This is a genomic window from Bradyrhizobium sp. CER78 (assembly GCF_029846235.1).
In the GTDB taxonomy this organism is placed as follows: domain Bacteria; phylum Pseudomonadota; class Alphaproteobacteria; order Rhizobiales; family Xanthobacteraceae; genus Bradyrhizobium.
The window spans coordinates 148,232-168,266 of record NZ_JARVWP010000002.1 but is presented as its reverse complement, the minus strand read 5'-3'; the positions used below and the strand labels follow the sequence as shown (position 1 = coordinate 168,266).

Genomic DNA, 20,035 nt, shown 5'->3' with positions numbered 1-20,035 from the left:
GCTGCGGCTACCCCCGGCGTAGCCAGCGCTTGACCGCATCGCCCGGCACCGTCATCGCGGCGACGCCGAACATGACCAGCACGAGTCCCAGTGCCAGGTTCGACGGCACGGATTCCCCGAGTAGGATCACCGACAGCGCGACGCCGATCGGAATCCGCAGATAGCCTTGCGCATTGGTCGTCAGCGTGCCGAGCCGCGTCAGGCACATGTAAAACAGCATCAACCCGAATGCGCTGGAGAAGATGCCCATCACGACGGTGGCGACCAGCGCTTGCGGCGTCGGATGCAGCGTCCAGGGATTGTCGATAGTCAGGGCGACCGGCAGCAGCACAGTGCCGCCGAACAAGAGCGAGCCGGCGGCGACCACCATCGGATCGTAGTCCGACAGCCGCAGCCCGAAGATCGTGGCGCAGGCGAACGAGACGGTGGCGAGCAGGATCGCGATCTCCGCGAATATTTCCTTGCCGAAGCCCGAGAGCGCGTCGAGGCCGATGATCGCGACCGTGCCGGCGAGGCCGAGGATCGCGCCGGCCAGCTTGAGCAGCGAGGCCGGCTCGTGCCGCGTGATCGCCCAGGTGATCAGGAAGGCGAAGATCGGCGTCGTCGAGGCCAGCACCACGGTGTTGGACGCCGGCACATAGAGCTGCGCCCAGGTGATCACCAGGAACGGGATCGTCGAGTTGATGGTCTGCTGGAATGCGAACAGCTTCCAGGCCTTGATGTCGGTCGGGACGCGGATGCCGCGGATCCGCAGCACGACGAGCAGGAAGGCTGCCGCCACCAGCGAGCGGGCGGAAATGAAAGTGACCGGCGGGATCGAACCGAGGCCGATCTTGGTCAGCGGATAGGTCGAGCTCCAGCAGCATGCGAGCGCCAGCAGCAGCGCGTAGTCGCGCCAGCCGCGCGCACCGGGCGCGGTGGACAGGCTGGGCGTGATCGCGGGAGCCGTCACGCCGCCCGTGTTCGCTGTGCTCTTCGGCACCTTGATTGGCTCCCTTCGCGCATTGTCGCGCGATGGGGCGAATGTAGCTTGGCCACAGGGCGAAAGGCTAGAGGCGGTGGTTCAATAGTGAAAAGCGACGGACGCGCGTGGCGTCCGTCGCACGGAATTTAGCTGAGATACTAGCGCAGCACCTCGCTCAGCACCTCGCCATCGACGTGATGCGGTGTGGTGCCGAGGATCCGCATGATGGTCGGCGCCACGTCGATGTTGCGCATGTGCCGCACCACGGTATCCCTGCGGATCTGCGGCCCCGCGGCGATGAATGTCGCGCTCATCACCGGGAGCTCGGGGTCGTGACCATGGGCGCCGTAGAAATTCGGCATCGACAGCGCGGTGGTCGCCGCACTGAACGGTGCATCGCCCTGACGCGCGACGCCGGGGTTCTGCACGCCGTCGAAATTGTAGCCCGGCGCCATCAGCGCGAACACGTCGCCATAGTCCTGGCCGACGGTCTTGCCGGTGCACTGTCCGGTACCGACGTCGCATTGCAGCGGCCGGGTCTCGACGACGGTGAAGATGCGCTGCTCCTTGAGCGAGTAGTTGAAGCGTGCATTGGGATCGACCGCGTTCTTCACCGCGTCGGTGATCTGCGCGACCAGGGCCCGGTACGTCGCCAGATCGACGGTGCCGCCGAGCTCGCGGTTCTGCAGGTTAACGTAGATGTCGGCGGCCGGACCCGAGGTGCGGACGCCGACCTTGCTGGTGTCGATGCCCGCGTTGCGCAGGATGTTGGTGAGATTGACCGAGGTGTGGAACGGCGCGAAGCCGTGATCCGACACCACGACGACGTTGCTGTCATGGCCCGCCGCATCGGCGATCTGCTTCACCGCCTTGTCGGCGGTCTGGTAGGCGAAGCGGATGTAGGAGGCGTAGCGCTTGACCTTGGCGGGATCCTGGTTGGCGCCGATCGAATTCGGATCGGTCGGGTTGGTGCCTTGGCGCGGATCGGTGAGCAGGAACTGGTGTTCGGAGCCGTCGGGTTGCTCGATATAGACCATCACGAGGTCCGCGTCCGGATGGGTCTTGATGGCACGCTCGCCGATATTGGCCTGGTAACGCACGAAGGTCTTCACCATGTCCTCGTACATCGTCTCGATCTCGACGTCGGGGAAGTTGGTGAAGCCCGGGCTCAGGCGCTCCGGAATCCGGAAGTCGGCCTGCGCACGCCAGAACCCGATGTTGTTGTTGATGTCGTCGACGTCGGCGAGAACAGGCGTGTTGCGCGGGATGTAGTTGGCGCTGTAGCGGGCGAAGCGCACCACCGAGAGGTCCGGCGACAGCGCCGAGACGAAGTAGGCGGCACCGACCTTGGCGCCGCTGCCTTCGAAGAAGAACGGCGCGTTCTCGCCGCCGAACTTGGCATAGGCCGGCCCGGTCGACGGTGCATGGAACGGACCTGCGGTGATGCCGCGGTTCTCGTCGAAGAACACCAGCGTGTCGTAGTTCACCTTGCGATCATTTGTCGTGTCGATCGCGGCGACGCGGATCGAATATTTGACGTCGAGCGTCGAGGCATTGGTGCAGGTTGAGGTCGCTGCCGCGGAACATGAGAACGTCTCGATCGGTGCTGAGGTCACCAGCACCGGGCTGAACGAGAAATGGCCCGCAGCCTGCAGCGCCGCGACGATGCCCGGATCAGCAACGAAGTCGCTGCGCGACAGCGTGAAGCCCTGGGCCCCGATGCCGCCGAACGCGCCGAACGGCACCGTGAAGTCGGTCACACGGGTCGGCTGGGCCGGTTGCACCACGGTCTTGTTGATGGAGATGTCGGCGCCGTCGCCGCCGGGCCAGGTCGCGGTGACGACCTTCTTGCCCTGCTGGCGCAGTTGCACCCACAGAGGCTCCGCCGTCGGGTGCGCCGACGGCCCGAGCGGGCTCTCGGTGTAGCCGCCGATCGGGGCCGCGAAGCCGCTGATGCTGCTGGAGATCGGCCCGACGATCGGCTGGAACGTGTTCGAGGGGATGTCGTTATGAACTGCCGTCGAACCGGTCGCGATCGCGATGTGCGATACTGCGGTGAGCGATGGTGAAGCCGTCACGTTCTGCAACGCGACTGCGCCGCGACGGCTGAGCCGGGCGAGGCCGCCGTCGCGCGGCAGCACGCCTTCCTCGATGAATTTCTGGATGAAATCGGGTTTTGCGCCGTCGAGCGAGATCATCACCACGCGCGGCTTGCGGCCATGATGATCGCCGTCATGATCTTGGTCCTGATCCTGATCGTGACCGCGGGAATCGCTGCCGCGATCGCCATTATCGCCGTCCTGTCCGGCGCGCGCCGGAGTTGCGGTCCATGCCAGCGATGCGACAAGCGACATCGCCGTCGTAACGGAAACGAACGTCTTCAATTTCATGAGAATGCCCCAACCTCACTGCGCGAATGCACAGACGGAAACCGTTCGGCAATCTACGGAAGCTTGGCTGACGGGCATGTGACGCATGCGCGACGACGCAACGACAGCACGTCGTCGCGTCGCAACGGCGGTGAGCATTGCTTCACGCGAAGAACACGCGTGAACACAACGCGCTAGCGCTCGGCATTCGATTCAATCCGCGCCGATGCAACGGCCGGATGACGACTTGTATTCACAAGACTCGCGTGTTCGCGCGCGCTTACGCAGTCGGCTCCGCGGGTGCCTTCCGCTTCACGCGCTTGATGGTGCCGGAGAAGGTGAACAGCGGCCGCTCGGCGGATGTCAGCATGCCGCGCACGAAGATCAGCGAGCCGCCGGCGCGGGTGACCTCGCCGGTGCATTCGACCAAATCGCCCTCACGGGCCGCATCAAGGAATTCCGAGGCGAACGAGACCGTGACGCCGGGGCCCTGGAGCACCGAGGCCGCGAGCGCGAACAAGCAGTAATCCGCGAAGGTCATGAAGCAGCCGCCATGGACGTTGCCGGAGCCATTGAGGTGCTTCTTGGCGACCCGGAACGCGCAGGAGATGCGGCCGTTCTCGTCCATGCGGTGGTAAAACGGGCCGGTATGGGTCTCGAAATTGTCCCGCGTCCAGGTTCGCCAGCCGGCGAATTCGCCCTCGGTTTCGACGTGCAGGTCGGGGCGGCGGTTGAATGCGGTGTTGAGTGCGGTGGGGGCGAGCTCGTTCACGAAATCTGGGCCTTCAATTATCGGGTTCGGGTCCTTAAATCCGATCCATCCCCATTGTGCAAATCCCGGGTACCAACCCCAAGCGGCGTCCAACCGCCGCAAAGCTCTGGACAGGCCGGAAATGGGCCGTAAAAGGCCTTTTCGTCCCCGTTCGATCTACCTATTAAGGGTCCCATGACCGCGACCAAGAACGAGCCCCAGATCACCCCCGAACTCGTCGCCGCCCACGGGCTGAAGCCGGACGAGTACGAGCGCATCCTCAAGCTGATCGGGCGGGTTCCGACCTTCACCGAGCTCGGCATCTTCTCGGCGATGTGGAACGAGCATTGCTCGTACAAGTCGTCCCGGATCCATCTGCGCGGGCTGCCGACCAAGGCGCCCTGGGTGATCCAGGGCCCCGGCGAGAATGCCGGCGTGATCGACATCGGCGACGGCCAGGCCGTGGTCTTCAAGATGGAGAGCCACAACCACCCGAGCTATATCGAGCCCTACCAGGGCGCGACCACCGGCGTCGGCGGCATCCTGCGCGACGTCTTCACCATGGGCGCGCGCCCGATCGCCTGCCTGAACGCGCTGAGCTTCGGCGCGCCGGAGCACCCGAAGACCCGGCACCTGGTGTCCGGCGTGGTCGCGGGCGTCGGCGGCTACGGCAATTCGTTCGGCGTGCCGACAGTCGGCGGCCAGGTGCGTTTCCACACCCGCTATGACGGCAACATCCTGGTCAACGCGATGGCCGTGGGCCTCGCCGATGCCGACAAGATCTTCTACGCGGCGGCCTCCGGCGTGAACATGCCGATCGTCTATCTCGGCTCCAAGACCGGCCGCGACGGCATCCATGGCGCCTCGATGGCCTCGGCCGAATTCGACGACGCCTCCGAGGAGAAGCGCCCGACCGTGCAGGTCGGCGATCCCTTCGCCGAGAAGCTGCTGCTCGAAGCTTGCCTCGAGATCATGGAAGCGGACTGCGTGATCGCGATCCAGGACATGGGCGCGGCCGGCCTGACCTGCTCGGCGGTCGAGATGGGCGCCAAGGGCGATCTCGGCGTCGAGCTCGACCTCAGCGCGGTGCCGACCCGCGAGACCGGTATGAGCGCCTACGAGATGATGCTCTCGGAGAGCCAGGAGCGCATGCTGATGGTGCTCAAGCCCGAGAAGGAGCAAGAGGCCGAGGCGATCTTCCGCAAATGGGGGCTCGATTTCGCCATCGTCGGCTACACCACGCCGACCAAGCGCTTCGTCGTCAAGCATGGCGGCGATGTGATGGCCGATCTGCCGATCAAGGAGCTCGGCGACGAGGCGCCGGTCTATGACCGTCCGCACGTCGCATCGAACGCGCTGCCTGTCATCCGCGGTCAGGACGTCAAGCCGCCGATCGGCATCACTGAGGCGCTGACCAAGCTGATCGGCACGCCCGAGCTGTGCTCGAAGCGCTGGGTGTGGGAGCAGTACGACCACGTCATCCTCGGCAACACCATGCAGCGTCCCGGCGGTGATGCCGCGGTGGTCCGGGTCGAGGACGGGCCGAAGGGGCTTGCGCTCACCGTCGACGTCACGCCGCGCTATTGCGAGGCCGATCCGTTCGAGGGCGGCAAGCAGGCGGTTGCGGAAGCCTGGCGCAACATCACCGCGGTCGGCGGCCGGCCGCTCGCGATCACCGACAACCTCAATTTCGGCAATCCGGAGCGGCCTGAGATCATGGGCCAGTTCGTCGGCTGTCTGAAGGGTATTGCGGAAGCCTGCGTTGCGCTGGACTTCCCGGTCGTCTCGGGCAACGTCTCGCTCTACAACGAGACCAACGGCCGCGGCATCCTGCCGACGCCCTCGATCGGCGGCGTCGGCGTGCTCGACGACTTCACCAAATCGGCGACCCTGGCGTTCAAGGCGGCCGGCGAGGCGATTCTGCTGGTCGGCGACACGCAAGGCTGGCTCGGCCAATCGGTTTACCTGCGTGACGTCTGCGGCCGCGAGGAGGGCGCTCCGCCGCCGGTCGATCTCGCCACCGAGAAGCGCAACGGCGACGTGGTACGCGGCATGATCCGCGCCGGCACCGCGACCGCGGTGCATGACGTCTCCGACGGCGGGCTCCTGGTCGCGCTCGCCGAGATGGCGATCGCAAGCGGCATCGGCGCACAGCTGCTGGCGGCGCCGTCGTCGATCGTGCCGCATGCCTATTGGTACGGCGAGGATCAGGCCCGCTACATCGTCACCGTGCCGGCGGCGGATGCCGGTCTCGTGCTGGCCAAGATGAAGGGTGCAGGCGTGCCCTGCGCACGGATCGGCACCACCGGTGGCGATGCCATTGCGGTCGCCGGCGAGGCGCCGGTGACCGTCGAAAGCCTGTCCCGCGCCTTCGAGCACTGGCTGCCGAACTACATGCGCGGTGCTGCCGCCTGATCCAATCCGATCAGGCGCTACCGCGTGCCGCAAAGATCTCAATGGCGCGATGATCCCATCATCGCGCTATTTCTTTTTGTGCGAGCCCGATCCTTTGGATCGCGCTAGGTTGCGCCGCGGACCGCGCGCCACGCAAAGATGATGATGCAGGCGCCGATGAAGCCGGCGACGAGATAGCCGATCCAGCCTCCGCCGAGCGACACGCCGATCAGACCCAACAGCCAGTTCGCCAGCGCGGCGCCGACGATGCCGAGGATGATGTTCATGAAGATGCCGGTTCCGGACTTCATGATCATTTCGGCGAGCCAGCCGGCCAATCCGCCGACGATGATTGCCGCGATCCATCCAACTTGAGGGTCGTTCATTCTGGGACTCCCTAGGGTCAAGCAGTCCGGCCAGCATACCTGAGAATCACCCGGCGGCATGTGACCAATGGCAGGGTGTGCGCAACTTGTCGGTCCCGATTTGCCGTCAAGCCTGCCGCTTCGCGCCGTTGCTCCATGCCGACGCTGCGGCGAGCCGTTTCGTCATCGGCAGCAACGTGGTGATCGCTACGCTGTTCGTGCTGCCGACCGCTACATCAAGATCGCCCGCGACCCCCGCGCTGCAAAGCGCGGCGGCGAGCAGCGTGATCAAAGCACGTATTTCGAGCCCGGGATCTTGCGCAGCACGGCGGTGGCGGCCCAGCTCAGCGCCACGGTGGCGAAGAACGCGATCGCCGCCTTGGCGATCGCCGGCAATTCCATGTCGAACAGCCAGTATTGCAGCCACAGCACGATCGGATAGTGCACCAGGAACATCCCGTAGGCATCGCCCTGCATGCGGTCGAGCAGCGTCGGGCCCGCCGCCTTCGATTGCAGGAAGTAGGCGAGGATCGCGAACAGGATCGAGGCGCTGAACAGCACGTAGAAGCTGCCGTAGATCGCGAGGTACCAGCCCGGCAGCGGGTCGGGGTTACCGATGATCTGCCGCTTGATGTAGATCATCACCCACATCAGGCAATAGGGGATCAACGTGATGCCGGTCCAGAACCAGCGCCGCTCGGTCAGCCGTCCGTGCGCGCTGAGCAGGCCGCTCTCAAAGTTGGCAGAGCCGATCCCCGCACCGATGAAGAAGTAGCACGCATACAGCAGCACCCGGCTCGCCTGCACCGAGAACGGTCCGAGCTCGAACCAGTAGTTCTGGCCGTAATGGACCAGCATCGGCAAATAGAAGGCGGCACTGACGACGACGAGGAACAGCCAGAACTTCGAGGGACGTTCAAATCCCTTGACCGACAGGCGGTTGATCGGTTCGAGCAGGCGCGACGACACCCGGTACAGCACGCTTGCCGTCAGGTCTAAGGCCATCAGGACCCAGACGAACCAGATCGGGCCGCTCGGCCAGGGCCCGTAGATCATGGTCCTCCACCAGAATTCGGAGAAGGTCAGGTCGGGCGTCGCACGCAGCGCGATCGCGTAATAGGCGATCGGAATCACGGTGAACGCGCAGATCACGAAGGGCAGGCCGAGCCGCAGCAGCCGGTCGCGCAGGAAGATCAGCCACGGCTTGTTGCCGAGCCCGGGCCACACGAACAGCCCCGAAAGGAAGAAGAACATCGCCATGAAGAAGCTGTCGGTGGCGAGCACCATGCAGTCGAAGCCGATCCAGGACGTCGGGTCGGTGTGCCCGAAATAGGTGTAGGGGATCACCGCGTGGTGCAGCAAAACGACCAGCGTCAGGAAGGTGCGCGCACGATCGAGGGCGACGTTGCGCTTGTGGAGCTTCGGTGCTGCCTGGACGTCGACGGCCGGAGCCGCGTGAGCAATCGATTTCATGGTGCCCCCAGCCGGGTCTGCAGCCGGATGTTGCAGTTGGGAACCCGATTCAGCAAGTACGAATTGTCTCGATTCCGTGGTGTCGAGGTCGGTCATCTCAGCGCGTCTGTTTCGATTTGGAACTGAAATATTGAGCGGGCGTTGTCGGGAGGGCTGGCGGGCGCGCCGGGCGCACGCGGCTTTGAGGAGCAAGCAATGACACTGCTGAAATGGGCGTTGATCTTCCTTGTTGTGTCGATCATCGCGGGCTTGCTCGGCTTCACCGGCATCTCAGCCGCCTCCGCCGATATCGCACGCTTCCTGTTCTACGTGTTCGTCGTGATCTTCCTGGTGCTCCTGATCCTCGGGCTCACGATATTCAGGGTCTAGCGGAAGTCGTCGTCCCAACTGCAGCCGTCATTCCGGGGCACGCGAAGCGTGAACCCGGAATCTCGAGATTCCGGGTCCGATGCTTGCGCATCGTCCCGGAATGACGAGGTTGACCTAGGCGACTTCCTCGATCTTCACCTTGTCGGGATAGAACGCGAGATGGCCGGCGATCTCGGTCATGGCCGGGAAAGGCTCCTCATAGGTCCAGATCGCATTGTCCAGCGTCTTGCCGTTGGCCTTGATACTGAAATAGCTCGCATCCCCCTTGTACGGGCAATGCGTGGTCCGCTCGGTGCGGGTCAGAAGCTCCATGTTGGCGTCCTGCCGGGGGACGTATTGCACCGCCGGATAGCTCGCTTCCTTCAGGGTCAGCGCATGGGTCGTCTCGGCGATGACGACGCCGTCGGCGGTGACGCGGACGCGTTTGGCATTGGGCGTGATCGTGATCGGATGGTCGGGGCCGGGGAGCTTCATGATTCTGCGCCTCTTCTGGTCATTTCGGCGTGATGGCTTGTGACCGATTGATGCAGGTTTAAATCGCTGGGAATGGGAATATAGTGTGCGGCGGGATGACCTAGAAGACCTCAAGGACTAGGTTTTATCTTAGGCTTTCTTGGCCGAATCGGCCCTGATTCGAACGACCTGACGGAGGTGGACTGGGATGCCGATGGACGCCCGTGATATCGAATCGATGATCAAGGCAGCTATCCCGGACGCCGAGGTGACGATCCGCGACCTGGCAGGCGACGGCGACCACTACGCGGCCACTGTCGTTTCCGAGTCATTCCGCGGCAAGTCCCGCGTCCAGCAGCACCAGATCGTCTACCAATCGCTGAAAGGCCAGATGGGCGGCGTGCTGCATGCGCTCGCCCTGCAGACCGGGGTGCCGGAAGGCTAGGCGCCGGCCAGCGGCGGGGCCTCGAGCGATGGCAGACAATCCGCGTGGAGCGATGTTTCGCGTCATCGTGCCGAACCAGCACAGCCGCGTCACCAATGCCGAGCTGTTCTTCGACCTCGTCTTCGTCTTCGCCGTCACGCAGCTGTCGCACACGCTGCTGCACCACTTCACCCCGCTGGGCGCGGTGCAGGTCACGCTGCTGTTTCTCGCGGTGTGGTGGGTGTGGGTCTACACCACCTGGGTCACCAACTGGCTCAATCCCGATCTGACGCCGGTCCGCCTGCTGCTGTTCGTCCTGATGCTGGGCGGGCTGCTGCTGTCGACCTCGATCCCGACCGCCTTCGAGGGCCGCGGGTTGTGGTTTGCCGGGACCTATGCCGCGATGCAGGTCGGCCGCACGGCGTTCTGGCTGTTGGCGACGCCGCGGCACCGGACCGCGGTACGCCACAATGCGATCCGCATCCTGACCTGGCTGAGCTGCTCGGCCGTGCTCTGGATCCTCGGCGGCTTCGCCGAGCAGGAGACGCGGATGTGGCTCTGGATCGCGGCGCTGACAATCGAATACGTCGCGCCGGCCGCGCGGTTCTGGACCCCGGGGCTCGGCTTCTCCTCGATGGAAGCGTGGTCGGTCGAGGGCGGCCACATGGCCGAGCGCTGCGCCGGCTTCATCATCATCGCGCTCGGCGAGGCGATCGTGGTCGACGGCGCGACCTTCGCCGAGCTGACCTGGACGCCGGAGAATGTCGCGGCGTTCATCTCCGCGCTGGTCGGCAGCATCGCGATGTGGTGGATCTATTTCCACAAGGGCGCCGAGGCCGGCTCCGAGATGATCTCGAAGGCGGAGGAATCCGGCCGCGTGGCGCGGATCGCCTACACCTATCTGCACATGCCGATCGTCGGCGGCATCATCCTCACCGCGGTCGCCGACGAACTGGTGCTGAAGCACCCGTCCGGCCATTCCGACCTCAAGACGATCGTGAGCTCGGTCGGCGGCCCCGCGCTGTTCCTGGTCGGGACCATCCTGTTCAAATACGTGATCCGCGGCTTCCTTCAGCTCTCGCACGGTGTCGGCATCATCGCGCTGGCGGTCACGGCGTATTTCGCCGGCGCGATGTCGCCGCTGGTGCTCTCGATCGTCACCACCGCGATCATGATCGTGGTCGCGGCGTGGGAATCGATCTCGCTGCGGTCGACGGCAGAGGAAGAATAGCGAGGGCCGTTAGCTGCGGTCGGCCGTTGCCACCCGGTGCTGCCAATAGACGAACAAAGGCGCGCCGATCACTTCGAGCAGGGTGAAGCCCACGAAGGGCAACGGCGGTGCGCCGACCATCACGATCGACAGCAGCCTGCCGATGCCGCCGAGGAAGATGCCGCCCCAGACCACGCGAAACAGCACGCTTTCGCTTTCGATGCGCGGCACCAGCCAGAGCAGCGCGAGGCCGAGGCCAAGCCAGACCCCGCCGAAGAAGCGCAGATTGCTGTCCAGCACCGGTAGCGCCGGCACGCCCGACGAGGCGTAGAGCGGATCGCTCACGCCGAGCATGGTGATGATGCCGGTCAGGATCGGGACGAGGGCGAGCACCACTGTCGCGATCTGCAGCGCAGGCCGGCCCATGGTCGTGCCCCCGTCCTGGTTGGGCGCTAGTCCGCGACCAGCGCGTGCACCGAGAACATCGTGTTGGCGTCGGTCCAGCTGTTGCGCACTGTCCAGCCCGCGCTGCGGGCGAGCGCGGTGAAACGCTCGAGCGAGTATTTGTAGCTGTTCTCGGTGTGAATGCTCTCGCCGGGGCGGAACGCGAAGGTGTTGCCGAGGATGCGCACGGTTTGCGCCTTGCGGCTGATCAGGTGCATCTCGATGCGATGGCGGTCGCGGTTGTAGATCGAGCGGTGGGTGAAGCCCGACAGGTCGAAATTGCCGCCAAGCTCGCGGTTGATCCGCGCCAGCACGTTCATGTTGAAGCGCGCGGTGACGCCGGCCGCGTCATTATAGGCGTCATACAGCACGCGCTCGTCCTTCTCGAGGTCGACGCCGATGATCATCTGCGCGCCGTGGCCGAGGATCTTGCGCGCGCTGCGCAGGAAGGCCAAGGCCTCGCTCGGCTCGAAATTGCCGAGCGTCGAGCCGGGGAAGAAGCCAACCTTCGGCATGGCGGCGACCGCCTCGGGCAGCGCGAACGGCGTGGTGAAGTCGGCCGCGACCGGATAGATGCCGAGACCGGGGAAATCCTGGCGCAGGCCGTCGGCCTGGGCCTTGAGGAAATCGCCGGATATATCGACCGGCACATAGGCTGCGAATTCGCAATGCTCGAGCAGCAGCCGCACCTTGGTGGTCGCGCCGGCGCCGAACTCGACCAGCGCCGCGCCGTCCGGGATGATCGCAGCGATCTCGTCGCCGCGATCGCGCAGGATGCCGAGCTCGGTGCGCGTCGGATAATATTCCGGCAGCACCGTGATCTGCTCGAACAGCTCCGAGCCGGTGGCGTCGTAGAAATATTTCGGCGACAGCCGTTTCGGGTGACGGGCGAGATCGCCGATCACGTCGCCGGCAAACGCCGAGGTCGCCTCGTCGAACGGATATGCTTTTGCCAAAGCGGCGGCATGCACATTCATGATACTCTCCTGAACGCGCTTACCGGCGCGCACTTGATGTCAACTGGAATCAATCAGGCGTAGTCGGCGAGGCGTAACCCCGTGAATTGCCAGCGATGGTGCGGATAAAAGAAGTTGCGGTAGGTGACACGGCTGTGACCTGACGGCGTCGCCAGCGACGAGCCGCGCAGCACGAGCTGGTTGACCATGAACTTGCCGTTGTATTCACCGAGCGCGCCCTCGATCGCGCGGTAGCCCGGGTAGGGTGAGTAGGCGCTGCGGGTCCATTGCCAGACGATGCCATAGGCGTCGTTGAGCAGGCCGGCACGCGCCGCAACCTCCCATTCCATCTCGGTCGGCAGATGCTTGCCGGCCCAGCGGGCGAAGGCGTCGGCCTCGTAATAGCTGACATGGCAAACCGGGGCCTGCGGATCGATCGGCTGCAGGCCACCCAGCGTCATGATCTTCCATTCGCCGTCGATCTCGCGCCAATGGCCGGGCGCCTGCCAGCCCTCGTTGCTCACGGTGGCAAAGCCATCCATCAGCCACAGCGTGGCGGTGGAATAGCCGCCGTCCCTGATGAAGGCGAGCCAGTCGGCGTTGCTGACGAGATTCTTCGCGAGCTTGACCGGGCCGACCAAAGCGCGATGCGCGGGCTTCTCATTGTCGAAATGGAAGCTGTCGTCGCCGTGGCCGACGGTGTGGATGCCTTCGTTGAGCGTGACCCATTCCTGCGGCCCGTGCTGCGACGCCGGGAAGCGCCACGCCGGATCATAGGCCGGCGGGATCGGGTTCTGCGCGAAGGCATGCAGGATGTCGGTGTACATCAGCTCCTGATGCTGCTGCTCGTGATTGAGCCCAACCTCGACCAGCGGCACCAGGGCCTCGAGCTTTTCAGGCGTCGCGGTCTGGAAGAATTTCACCACCTCGGCGTCGACATGGCGGCGGTAGGCGGTGACTTCGTCGGCGGTCGGGCGGGTCAGATGGCCGCGCTGGTGCCGGGCATGGCGGGGGCCGGCGCTGACGTAATAGGAATTGAACAGATAGGCGTAGTCCGGATGAAACGGCGTGTAGCCCTTGAGGTGCTCGCCGAGCAGAAACTGCTCGAAGAACCAGGTGGTATGGGCGCGGTGCCATTTGGCGGGGCTCGCATCCGGCATCGACTGGATCAGCTGGTCTTCCGCCGACAGCGGGGCAGCCCGGCGCTCGGTCTCGTCGCGGACCGCGCGATAGGCGTCCGCCAGCCGCTGCGCGAGCGGGGCGGATTCGGAGGAAAGTGACGGGGAGTCGGCGGTCGTGGTGGCCGCGGCAGAGGCTGGTTTCGTCACATGGGTCTCCGATTCCAGGGGAGAACGTTGCTTCGGCAAACTGGTTCCTGACGGACAGTTCGTCCTAGATAGGGGCTCCGTTACGGGAAAAAAGCCTCCCCCCATGATGATATTGGGGCCGTCAGATAATCCCGGCGCTTTTGGGGGTGCGGTCCGGCCCCCGCCGCATGCCAGATTTCAGCCATTTTGCTTTGGATGCACAATGGTTTGAGCTACATATATAGCCAGTCACGGGTTAGAAGGGCGGGCCGGCCCGCAAGGGCTTGAGAGCGCCGCCTACGCAAGGAAGCGAAAATGAGCATCGAGCAATTCATCGACAACGAAGTGAAGTCGAACGACGTCGTGCTGTTCATGAAGGGCACGCCGCAATTCCCGCAGTGCGGGTTTTCCGGTCAGGTCGTGCAGATCCTCGACCACATCGGTGTCGGCTACAAAGGCCTCAACGTTCTCGAATCCGCCGAGCTGCGCAACGGCATCAAGGTCTATTCGAACTGGCCGACTATTCCGCAGCTCTATGTGAAGGGCGAGTTCGTCGGCGGTTGCGACATCATCCGCGAGATGTTCCAGGCCGGTGAATTGCAGCAGCTGTTTACCGACAAGGGCATCCCGGTCGACGTGGCTGCCTGACCTTGACCGCGCGCCAGATCGGCAAGGCGCGGCTCGAAGTCATCGTCACCGACATCACGACCCTGCGCGTTGACGCCATCGTCAACGCGGCCAACTCATCGCTGCTCGGTGGCGGCGGTGTCGACGGCGCGATCCATCGCGCTGCTGGGCCTGAGCTCGTCGCCGAGTGCCGCATGCTTCACGGCTGCAAGACCGGCCACGCCAAGATCACCAAGGGGTATCGGCTGCCCGCCAAGCACGTCATCCATACGGTCGGCCCGGTATGGAATGGTGGCAAGCTCGACGAGGATGGTCTGCTTGCATCGTGCTATCGGCGCTCGATGGAGCTCTGTGAGAAGCATGGCCTCGCCTCGGTCGCTTTCCCCGCAATCTCGACCGGCATCTATCGTTTTCCGGCAGATCGCGCCGCCCAGATCGCCGTAAAGACTGTCGTCGATACGCTGGCCGTAGCCCCCGGCGTCGAGCACGTCATCTTCTGCTGCTTCTCGGCCCCAAGCGGCGAGCTCCATCAGGCGGTCCTGGACGCCTTCGGTGGCCCTTGTGCCTGATGATACCGCCGCTACACTTCCCCGTGATATCCGGGGAGGGATAGTTCAAATGCATTTATTTCGTTTGACGTGCGCCGCAGCCGCAGCCGCGGTGGTGCTTGCGGCGCCGGCGTTCTCGCACACCGAGGGCACCTACGAGATTCCGGCGGGTGCGCATTTCAATCCCGACAAGCTCGCCAAGATCAGCGAGTTCTTCAAGAACGAGGTTGCGACCGGGAAGATTCCCGGCGCCGTCGTCCTGATTCAGCAGCACGGCAAGCCGGTCTATCACGAGGCCTTCGGCGTGCAGGACGTGGTCAGCAAGGTGCCGATCACGGACAAGACCATCTTCCGGCTGGCTTCGATGTCCAAGTCGATCACCGCCGTGGTGTCGATGCAGCTGCTGGAGGAGGGGAAATACAAGCTCGACGATCCCGTCTCGAAATACATCCCGTCCTTTGCCAATGTGAAGGTCGGCGTCGAGAAGAAGGCCGAGGACGGCACCAAGACGCTCGAACTGGTGCCGCCCAAGCGGCCGATCACAATCCTCGATCTGATGACGCATACATCGGGCATCACCTACGGCTTCTATGGCGACAGCCTGGTCCGCAAGGCCTACAAGGCGGCCGATATCTACGGCGGAGATTTCGATCTCGCCGAATTCGCCGAGCGGATCGCCAAGCTGCCGCTGCACAACCAGCCCGGCGCGCTCTGGCAATACGGCCATTCCACCGACATCCTGGCGCGCGTGATGGAAGTGGCCACCGGCGAGAAGCTCTCGAAGATCGAGCAGGAGAGGCTGCTCGGCCCGCTCGGGATGACGGACACCGGCTTCTTCGTCACCGATCCGGAGAAGCAGAAGCTGATGGCCGAGCCGATACCGAACGACAGCGATTTCCGGGTCGGCCGGGTCAACGATCCGACCAAGGTCAAGAAATGGGAGTCCGCGAGCGGCGGCATGGTCTCGACCATGGCGGATTATTCGCGCTTCGCACAAATGCTGCTCAATGGCGGCACCCTCGACGGCAAGACAATTATGAAGCCCGAGACCTTCAAGGAGCTGACGACCGACCGCGTCGGGCCGGGCTCCGGCGTCGAGCGCGACTTTTTCTACTTCCCCGGCGACGGCTTCGGCTTCGGGCTGGGGATTGCGGTGCGCACCGATCCGGGCACCGCCAAGCCGCCGCCACCCGGCGACCTCGGCGAGCTGAAATGGGACGGCGCCAGCGGCTGCTACTATATCATCGACCGCAAGCAGGATTTCTTCTTCGTCCTGCTGGAGCAGACGCCGACCGAGCGCCAGCGCATCCAGCGGACGTTGAAGCAGCTCGTCTATGAAGCAATGGAAAACTAGAGCGTTTTCGAGCGAAGTGGGCACCAGTTCGCGTGAAGAAAACGCGTCAAAAAGAAGGAATGAGAGCATGATCCGATTCAATCCGATCGGATCATGCTCTTTCATGCGTGGGTGCCGCGCTGTCGTCGCGGCACTCGTGCTCGCGTTCGTCGCAACCGATGCGAAGGCCGGCTCCGAGGGGCCGGCCGCGCACAGATTCTCTCCGGAGGGCCTCGCCAAGGTCTCTGACTATGTCAGGAACGAGATCGCGACTGGCAAGATTCCCGGTGCGATCCTGCTGCTGCAGCAGCACGGCAAACCGGTTTACTTCCAGAAGTTCGGGGTTCGCGACGTCGCCACCGAATTCTCGATGAGCGCAGATACCATCTTCCGCCTCTATTCGATGTCGAAGCCGATCACCACGGTCGTCGCCATGATGCTGATGGAGGAGGGCAAGCTCGCGCTCACCGATCCGGTGTCGAAATACATCCCGGCGTTTGCCGGCATGAAGGTCGGCGTGGAGAAGCGCGGCGACGAGGGCAAGCCGACGATGGCGCTGGAGCCGCTCAAGCGTCCCATCACCATCGAAGACTTGATGCGCCACACCGCAGGCCTACCCTACGGCTATTACGGCGGCGGGATCGTGAACAAGGACTACGCCGATGCCGGCCTGTTCAACAACGATCCTGACAATGCCGAATTCGTGGCGCGGCTCGCGGCGCTGCCGCTCGCCGAGCAACCCGGCACGCAATGGGACTACGGCCATTCCACCGACGTGCTCGGCCGCATCATCGAGGTGATCTCGGGGAAATCCCTGTTTCAGGTCGAGAAGGAGCGGCTGCTCGGCCCGCTCGGGATGAACGAGACGGCGTTCTACGTCACCGACCCTGCGAAGTGGCCGCTGATCGCCGAGCCGATGCCGAAGGATCGCACCATCAGTCCGGTTGCCGACATCCGCGACCCGCGCCAGCTGCTGCGATGGGAATCCGGCGGAGGCGGCATGGTCGGCACCGTCGGCGACTATGCGCGGTTCTCGCAGATGCTGCTGAACGGCGGCCTCTATGAGGGGAAGCGCTATCTGAAACCGGAAACCATCGCGCTGATGGCGAAGGACCATATCGGTCCGGAAACCGGGGTCGTGCGCGACAAGAACTATTACCCCGGTCCGAACTCCGGCTTCGGCCTCGGCTTTGCCGTGCGTACCTCGGTGCCGGAGAACACCAACTGGCCGCTCGGCGAGTATCGCTGGGACGGCGTCGGCGGCACGTTCTTCTTCATCGATCCCGCCGACGATCTGTTTGGCATCTTCATGGTGCAGACGCCGTCGCAGCGCGGCCGGATCCAGCAGGAGCTGAAGACGCTGATCTACCAGGCGATGGGGCGGTAGCGGTGGCGCGGGGAGGTGGTCATGCAGGCGATGACGTTCACTCTCCGCAAGCTGATCCTGGTGGCCGTCGCATCTGCAGCCATGACTGCGTGGCGGCCTGTTCTGGCCGAAGAACCTCGCTGCCCCGGTGATGCCGACGTCATGCAGCGGATCGACCACGTCTTGAACGGCCTGAGGACGGCGATTGTCGTCGACGGCGATGCGCCGATGACGCTTGCCGATCGCATGAACGAGCTGCACGTTCCCGGTGTCAGCATGGCGGTGATTCATGGCGGTGCCATCGAATGGGCGCGCGGCTTTGGCTCGGTCGCCGTCGGCGGTCTGCCCGTGGTGCCGGAAACGCTGTTCCAGGCGGCCTCGATCAGCAAGCCGGTGACCGCCATTGCCGCTCTGGCGCTGGCCCAGGCCGGCAAGCTCGATCTCGATGCGGACGTCAACGCGTCGCTCAAGAGCTGGAAGATTCCGGACTATCCGTATTCCCTGTCCCGGGTGACAGTTCGGCGGTTGCTGAGCCATACGGCCGGGACCAACGTGCCCTTCTACCCGGGCTATCAGGCCGGCCAGCCGGTCCCCTCTCTTCTCCAGATTCTCGACGGCACGCCGCCTGCGAACAGCGCGCCTGTCCGGGTCGAGCACGAACCCGGCAAGCAGGACCTCTATTCCGGCGGCGGCTACACGATCGTTCAGCAACTGCTCGTCGACGTGACGGGGCGGCCGTTTCCTGCGCTGCTCGACGACGTCGTCTTCAAGCCTTTCGGGATGGCGCATTCCAGCTTCGCGCAGCCATTGCCTGCGGATCGTTTGACGATGGCCGCCACACCGTACCGGTCGGACGGCACGCCGGTGCCGGGCGGACCGCATGTCTATCCCGAACTGGCCGCCGCGGGATTATGGACGACGCCGACCGATCTCGCCCGTCTCTTGCTCGGTGTGCTGGATTCGCTGACAGGTCGGAGCAATCCCGTTCTGTCGCAATCGATGACGGCCGAGATGCTCTCGCCGGTTCTCGGCAGTGCCGACGGGCTACCCCCCGGAATCGGACGACGCGGGCTGGGCTGGCTGGTTCGCGGCTCGGCGCCCAACCGGCAATTCTGGCACAACGGGGTGAACGAGGGCTTCATCGACACCATGGTCATCTTCGAGAACGGCGACGGCGCCGTTGTGATGACCAACAGCTGGGGCGGTCGGATCCTCGTCGACGAGATCCTGCGCAGCATCGCCGCCGAGTATTGCTGGCCAGATCGCCAGGCCAAGGTCGGGAAGTTCATCACGGTGAGCCCGCAGACCCTGGACCGCCTGATCGGAACCTATCGGTTCTCGCCGGAATTTTCGATCCGCGTCACGAGGGAGGGCAATCACCTGTTCAGCGAGGCGACAGGGCAGGAGCGGCGCGAAATCTTTGCCACCAGCGATCACGAGTTCTTTTTCAAAATCGTCGATGCCGTGCTGTCATTCGACACGGACGACCGGAACGCGGCAATGCAAGTGATGCTTCACCAGGAAGGAACTGACTACGTCGGAAAGCGGCTGCCGTAGTTTGGCAGCCCGGATTTCGTGGAGCTCCATCCGGGCTACGGCAGTTACGCCGCGCGCACAATGTCCCTGACGTGCCCGATCGCTTCCTCGATCATCGCGGCCGTTACGTCGAGATGCGTGCAGGCCCTGATCCGGCCGTCCATCATCGCCAGCATCACGCCGCGCTTGCGCAGCTCGGAGACCATCCTGTCGCCCGAGACGCCGGCGCCGTCGGGCTTGAAGAACACGAGGTTGGTCTCGGGCGTCTGCACCGCGATGCCGTTGATCTGCGACAGCCCGCGCGCCAGCGCCCGCGCATTGGCATGGTCGTCGGCGAGACGGTCGACATGGTGATCGAGCGCATAGATGCAGGCGGCGGCACAGACGCCGGACTGCCGCATCGAACCGCCGAGCCGCTGCTTCCAGCGCCAGACGTCGTCGATGAAGGCGCGGGTACCGGCGATCGCGCCGCCGATCGGCGCGCCGAGGCCCTTGGAGAAATCGATCCAGGCGGAATCCCAGCCCGCCGTCATGTCGCGCGGCGAGACACCGGATGCGACGGTCGCGTTCAGCAGGCGCGCACCGTCCATGTGAGTCACGAGCCCATGGTCCTTGGCGATGCGCACGACCTCGTCGAGCACGGCCTTCTTCCAGATCGTGCCGCCGCCGATATTGGCGGTCTGCTCGACGCTGACCAGCACCTGGGGCGGCTGGTAGCGGGTGCGCGGATGCAGCGCGGCGCGGAACGTCTCCGGCGTGAACTGACCGTCTTCGCCCGGGAGCTGGGTGATCTGGAAGCCGCCGAGCGCGGCGTGCGCGCCGCCCTCGCGCGCGATGATATGCGCGGTCGCATGCGCCAGGATCTCGTCGCCGGGGCGGCAATAGGCCAGCGTCGCGACGACGTTGCACATCGTGCCCGACGGCATGAACACGGCGGCTTCCTTGCCGAGCAGATCGGCGACCCGGGCGCAGAGCTCATTGGTGGTCGGATCGTCGCCGACCTGCTCGTCGCCGACCTCCGCCTTCGCCATCGCCTCGCGCATCGCCGGCGTCGGTTTCGTCTGCGTATCCGACAACAGGTTGATGCGGACGGCGGGCGCCTTCGGATCGGGTCGGGCAGGGGTGTAGTGCATGGCTAGTCCTGGT

20 protein-coding genes are annotated in these 20,035 nt (G+C 64.6%); 9 read left to right on the top strand and 11 right to left on the bottom strand.

Translation table 11 applies throughout. The features are described 5' to 3' along the window. Positions 1 to 7 precede the first annotated feature (7 nt). The 3 genes from QDT69_RS03890 to QDT69_RS03880 all read right to left on the bottom strand — a co-directional run bounded on the left by QDT69_RS03890 (position 8) and on the right by QDT69_RS03880 (position 4,105). Positions 8 to 982 (bottom strand): DMT family transporter, encoded by a 975-nt coding sequence (locus QDT69_RS03890; protein WP_279705323.1) that lies wholly within the window; start codon positions 980 to 982, stop codon positions 8 to 10. Positions 983 to 1,122: 140 nt separating this feature from the next. Continuing rightward, complete coding sequence (locus QDT69_RS03885) at positions 1,123 to 3,354, bottom strand: alkaline phosphatase family protein (protein ID WP_279705322.1); 2,232 nt, start codon at positions 3,352 to 3,354, stop codon at positions 1,123 to 1,125. 259 nt (positions 3,355 to 3,613) lie between these two features. After that, the gene (locus tag QDT69_RS03880) at positions 3,614 to 4,105 is read right to left on the bottom strand and encodes a PaaI family thioesterase (RefSeq protein ID WP_279705321.1); all 492 of its coding nucleotides are present in this window, start codon (positions 4,103 to 4,105) and stop codon (positions 3,614 to 3,616) included. A gap of 174 nt (positions 4,106 to 4,279) precedes the next feature. Here QDT69_RS03880 and purL point away from each other — a divergent pair, with 174 nt between their 5' ends. Continuing rightward, a complete protein-coding gene (purL, locus tag QDT69_RS03875) occupies positions 4,280 to 6,499 on the top strand; it encodes a phosphoribosylformylglycinamidine synthase subunit PurL (protein ID WP_279705320.1) in 2,220 nt (739 codons plus the stop codon). Positions 6,500 to 6,603: 104 nt separating this feature from the next. On the opposite strand, the gene QDT69_RS03870 is transcribed toward purL, so the two are convergent. The 3 genes from QDT69_RS03870 to QDT69_RS03860 form a co-directional block, all read right to left on the bottom strand. Beyond that, complete coding sequence (locus QDT69_RS03870) at positions 6,604 to 6,864, bottom strand: GlsB/YeaQ/YmgE family stress response membrane protein (RefSeq protein WP_050423597.1); 261 nt, start codon at positions 6,862 to 6,864, stop codon at positions 6,604 to 6,606. 106 nt (positions 6,865 to 6,970) lie between these two features. Then, positions 6,971 to 7,135 (bottom strand): hypothetical protein, encoded by a 165-nt coding sequence (locus QDT69_RS03865; protein WP_279705319.1) that lies wholly within the window; start codon positions 7,133 to 7,135, stop codon positions 6,971 to 6,973. After that, positions 7,132 to 8,316: an acyltransferase gene (locus QDT69_RS03860; protein ID WP_279705318.1), complete on the bottom strand. Its 1,185-nt coding sequence runs from the start codon at positions 8,314 to 8,316 to the stop codon at positions 7,132 to 7,134. The genes QDT69_RS03865 and QDT69_RS03860 overlap by 4 nt, the downstream gene beginning before the upstream one ends. A gap of 195 nt (positions 8,317 to 8,511) precedes the next feature. On the opposite strand from QDT69_RS03860, the gene QDT69_RS03855 reads away from it, so the two are divergent. Beyond that, on the top strand, positions 8,512 to 8,685 hold the full coding sequence (locus tag QDT69_RS03855) for a DUF1328 domain-containing protein (RefSeq protein WP_074128140.1): 174 nt from the start codon (positions 8,512 to 8,514) through the stop codon (positions 8,683 to 8,685). 114 nt (positions 8,686 to 8,799) lie between these two features. Here QDT69_RS03855 and QDT69_RS03850 read toward each other — a convergent pair whose 3' ends face one another. After that, positions 8,800 to 9,159, bottom strand: coding sequence for a DUF427 domain-containing protein (locus QDT69_RS03850; protein WP_016843469.1), 360 nt, complete (start codon positions 9,157 to 9,159; stop codon positions 8,800 to 8,802). Between the two features lie 187 nt (positions 9,160 to 9,346). Here QDT69_RS03850 and QDT69_RS03845 point away from each other — a divergent pair, with 187 nt between their 5' ends. Together QDT69_RS03845 and QDT69_RS03840 are read left to right on the top strand one after the other, a co-directional pair. After that, positions 9,347 to 9,583 carry a BolA family transcriptional regulator gene (locus QDT69_RS03845; RefSeq protein WP_021077843.1) on the top strand — a complete coding sequence of 79 codons (237 nt, stop codon included), beginning with the start codon at positions 9,347 to 9,349 and terminating at the stop codon, positions 9,581 to 9,583. Positions 9,584 to 9,611: 28 nt separating this feature from the next. After that, positions 9,612 to 10,793, top strand: a complete 1,182-nt coding sequence (locus tag QDT69_RS03840) for a low temperature requirement protein A (protein ID WP_279705317.1) — start codon at positions 9,612 to 9,614, stop codon at positions 10,791 to 10,793. 9 nt (positions 10,794 to 10,802) lie between these two features. Here QDT69_RS03840 and QDT69_RS03835 read toward each other — a convergent pair whose 3' ends face one another. From QDT69_RS03835 to egtB, 3 genes are read right to left on the bottom strand one after another with little or no spacing between them, the layout of a single operon-like run. After that, positions 10,803 to 11,198 (bottom strand): DUF4345 domain-containing protein, encoded by a 396-nt coding sequence (locus QDT69_RS03835; RefSeq protein WP_279705316.1) that lies wholly within the window; start codon positions 11,196 to 11,198, stop codon positions 10,803 to 10,805. 26 nt (positions 11,199 to 11,224) lie between these two features. After that, entirely contained in the window at positions 11,225 to 12,193 is a 969-nt protein-coding gene (gene egtD, locus QDT69_RS03830) for an L-histidine N(alpha)-methyltransferase (protein WP_279705315.1), read from the bottom strand. A gap of 53 nt (positions 12,194 to 12,246) precedes the next feature. Beyond that, positions 12,247 to 13,500 carry an ergothioneine biosynthesis protein EgtB gene (gene egtB / locus QDT69_RS03825; RefSeq protein ID WP_279705314.1) on the bottom strand — a complete coding sequence of 418 codons (1,254 nt, stop codon included), beginning with the start codon at positions 13,498 to 13,500 and terminating at the stop codon, positions 12,247 to 12,249. A 294-nt stretch (positions 13,501 to 13,794) separates the two neighbouring features. On the opposite strand from egtB, the gene grxD reads away from it, so the two are divergent. The 5 genes from grxD (at position 13,795) to QDT69_RS03800 (ending at position 18,910) form a co-directional block, all read left to right on the top strand. Further along, the gene (grxD, locus tag QDT69_RS03820; RefSeq protein WP_074128090.1) at positions 13,795 to 14,127 is read left to right on the top strand and encodes a Grx4 family monothiol glutaredoxin; all 333 of its coding nucleotides are present in this window, start codon (positions 13,795 to 13,797) and stop codon (positions 14,125 to 14,127) included. Beyond that, the gene (locus QDT69_RS03815; protein ID WP_279705692.1) at positions 14,124 to 14,675 is read left to right on the top strand and encodes an O-acetyl-ADP-ribose deacetylase; all 552 of its coding nucleotides are present in this window, start codon (positions 14,124 to 14,126) and stop codon (positions 14,673 to 14,675) included. The genes grxD and QDT69_RS03815 overlap by 4 nt, the downstream gene beginning before the upstream one ends. A 49-nt stretch (positions 14,676 to 14,724) precedes the next feature. Next, on the top strand, positions 14,725 to 16,008 hold the full coding sequence (locus QDT69_RS03810; protein ID WP_279705313.1) for a serine hydrolase: 1,284 nt from the start codon (positions 14,725 to 14,727) through the stop codon (positions 16,006 to 16,008). Between the two features lie 103 nt (positions 16,009 to 16,111). Then, positions 16,112 to 17,374, top strand: a complete 1,263-nt coding sequence (locus QDT69_RS03805) for a serine hydrolase (protein WP_279705312.1) — start codon at positions 16,112 to 16,114, stop codon at positions 17,372 to 17,374. Between the two features lie 21 nt (positions 17,375 to 17,395). After that, a complete protein-coding gene (locus QDT69_RS03800) occupies positions 17,396 to 18,910 on the top strand; it encodes a serine hydrolase (protein ID WP_279705311.1) in 1,515 nt (504 codons plus the stop codon). A 44-nt stretch (positions 18,911 to 18,954) separates the two neighbouring features. On the opposite strand, the gene QDT69_RS03795 is transcribed toward QDT69_RS03800, so the two are convergent. Then, positions 18,955 to 20,022, bottom strand: coding sequence for a threonine aldolase family protein (locus QDT69_RS03795; RefSeq protein WP_279705310.1), 1,068 nt, complete (start codon positions 20,020 to 20,022; stop codon positions 18,955 to 18,957). Between the last annotated feature and the right edge of the window lie 13 nt (positions 20,023 to 20,035).

Excerpts from the sequence above, each read along its gene's own strand:
- QDT69_RS03885 (WP_279705322.1), bottom strand. The coding sequence starts at position 3,354 with ATGAAATTGAAGACGTTCGTTTCCGTTACGACGGCGATGTCGCTTGTC.
- purL (WP_279705320.1), top strand. The coding sequence starts at position 4,280 with ATGACCGCGACCAAGAACGAGCCCCAGATCACCCCCGAACTCGTCGCC.
- QDT69_RS03870 (WP_050423597.1), bottom strand. The coding sequence starts at position 6,864 with ATGAACGACCCTCAAGTTGGATGGATCGCGGCAATCATCGTCGGCGGA.
- QDT69_RS03860 (WP_279705318.1), bottom strand. The coding sequence starts at position 8,316 with ATGAAATCGATTGCTCACGCGGCTCCGGCCGTCGACGTCCAGGCAGCA.
- QDT69_RS03855 (WP_074128140.1), top strand. The coding sequence starts at position 8,512 with ATGACACTGCTGAAATGGGCGTTGATCTTCCTTGTTGTGTCGATCATC.
- QDT69_RS03850 (WP_016843469.1), bottom strand. The coding sequence starts at position 9,159 with ATGAAGCTCCCCGGCCCCGACCATCCGATCACGATCACGCCCAATGCC.
- QDT69_RS03845 (WP_021077843.1), top strand. The coding sequence starts at position 9,347 with ATGCCGATGGACGCCCGTGATATCGAATCGATGATCAAGGCAGCTATC.
- QDT69_RS03840 (WP_279705317.1), top strand. The coding sequence starts at position 9,612 with ATGGCAGACAATCCGCGTGGAGCGATGTTTCGCGTCATCGTGCCGAAC.
- QDT69_RS03835 (WP_279705316.1), bottom strand. The coding sequence starts at position 11,198 with ATGGGCCGGCCTGCGCTGCAGATCGCGACAGTGGTGCTCGCCCTCGTC.
- egtD (WP_279705315.1), bottom strand. The coding sequence starts at position 12,193 with ATGAATGTGCATGCCGCCGCTTTGGCAAAAGCATATCCGTTCGACGAG.
- grxD (WP_074128090.1), top strand. The coding sequence starts at position 13,795 with ATGAGCATCGAGCAATTCATCGACAACGAAGTGAAGTCGAACGACGTC.
- QDT69_RS03810 (WP_279705313.1), top strand. The coding sequence starts at position 14,725 with ATGCATTTATTTCGTTTGACGTGCGCCGCAGCCGCAGCCGCGGTGGTG.
- QDT69_RS03805 (WP_279705312.1), top strand. The coding sequence starts at position 16,112 with ATGCGTGGGTGCCGCGCTGTCGTCGCGGCACTCGTGCTCGCGTTCGTC.
- QDT69_RS03800 (WP_279705311.1), top strand. The coding sequence starts at position 17,396 with ATGCAGGCGATGACGTTCACTCTCCGCAAGCTGATCCTGGTGGCCGTC.
- QDT69_RS03795 (WP_279705310.1), bottom strand. The coding sequence starts at position 20,022 with ATGCACTACACCCCTGCCCGACCCGATCCGAAGGCGCCCGCCGTCCGC.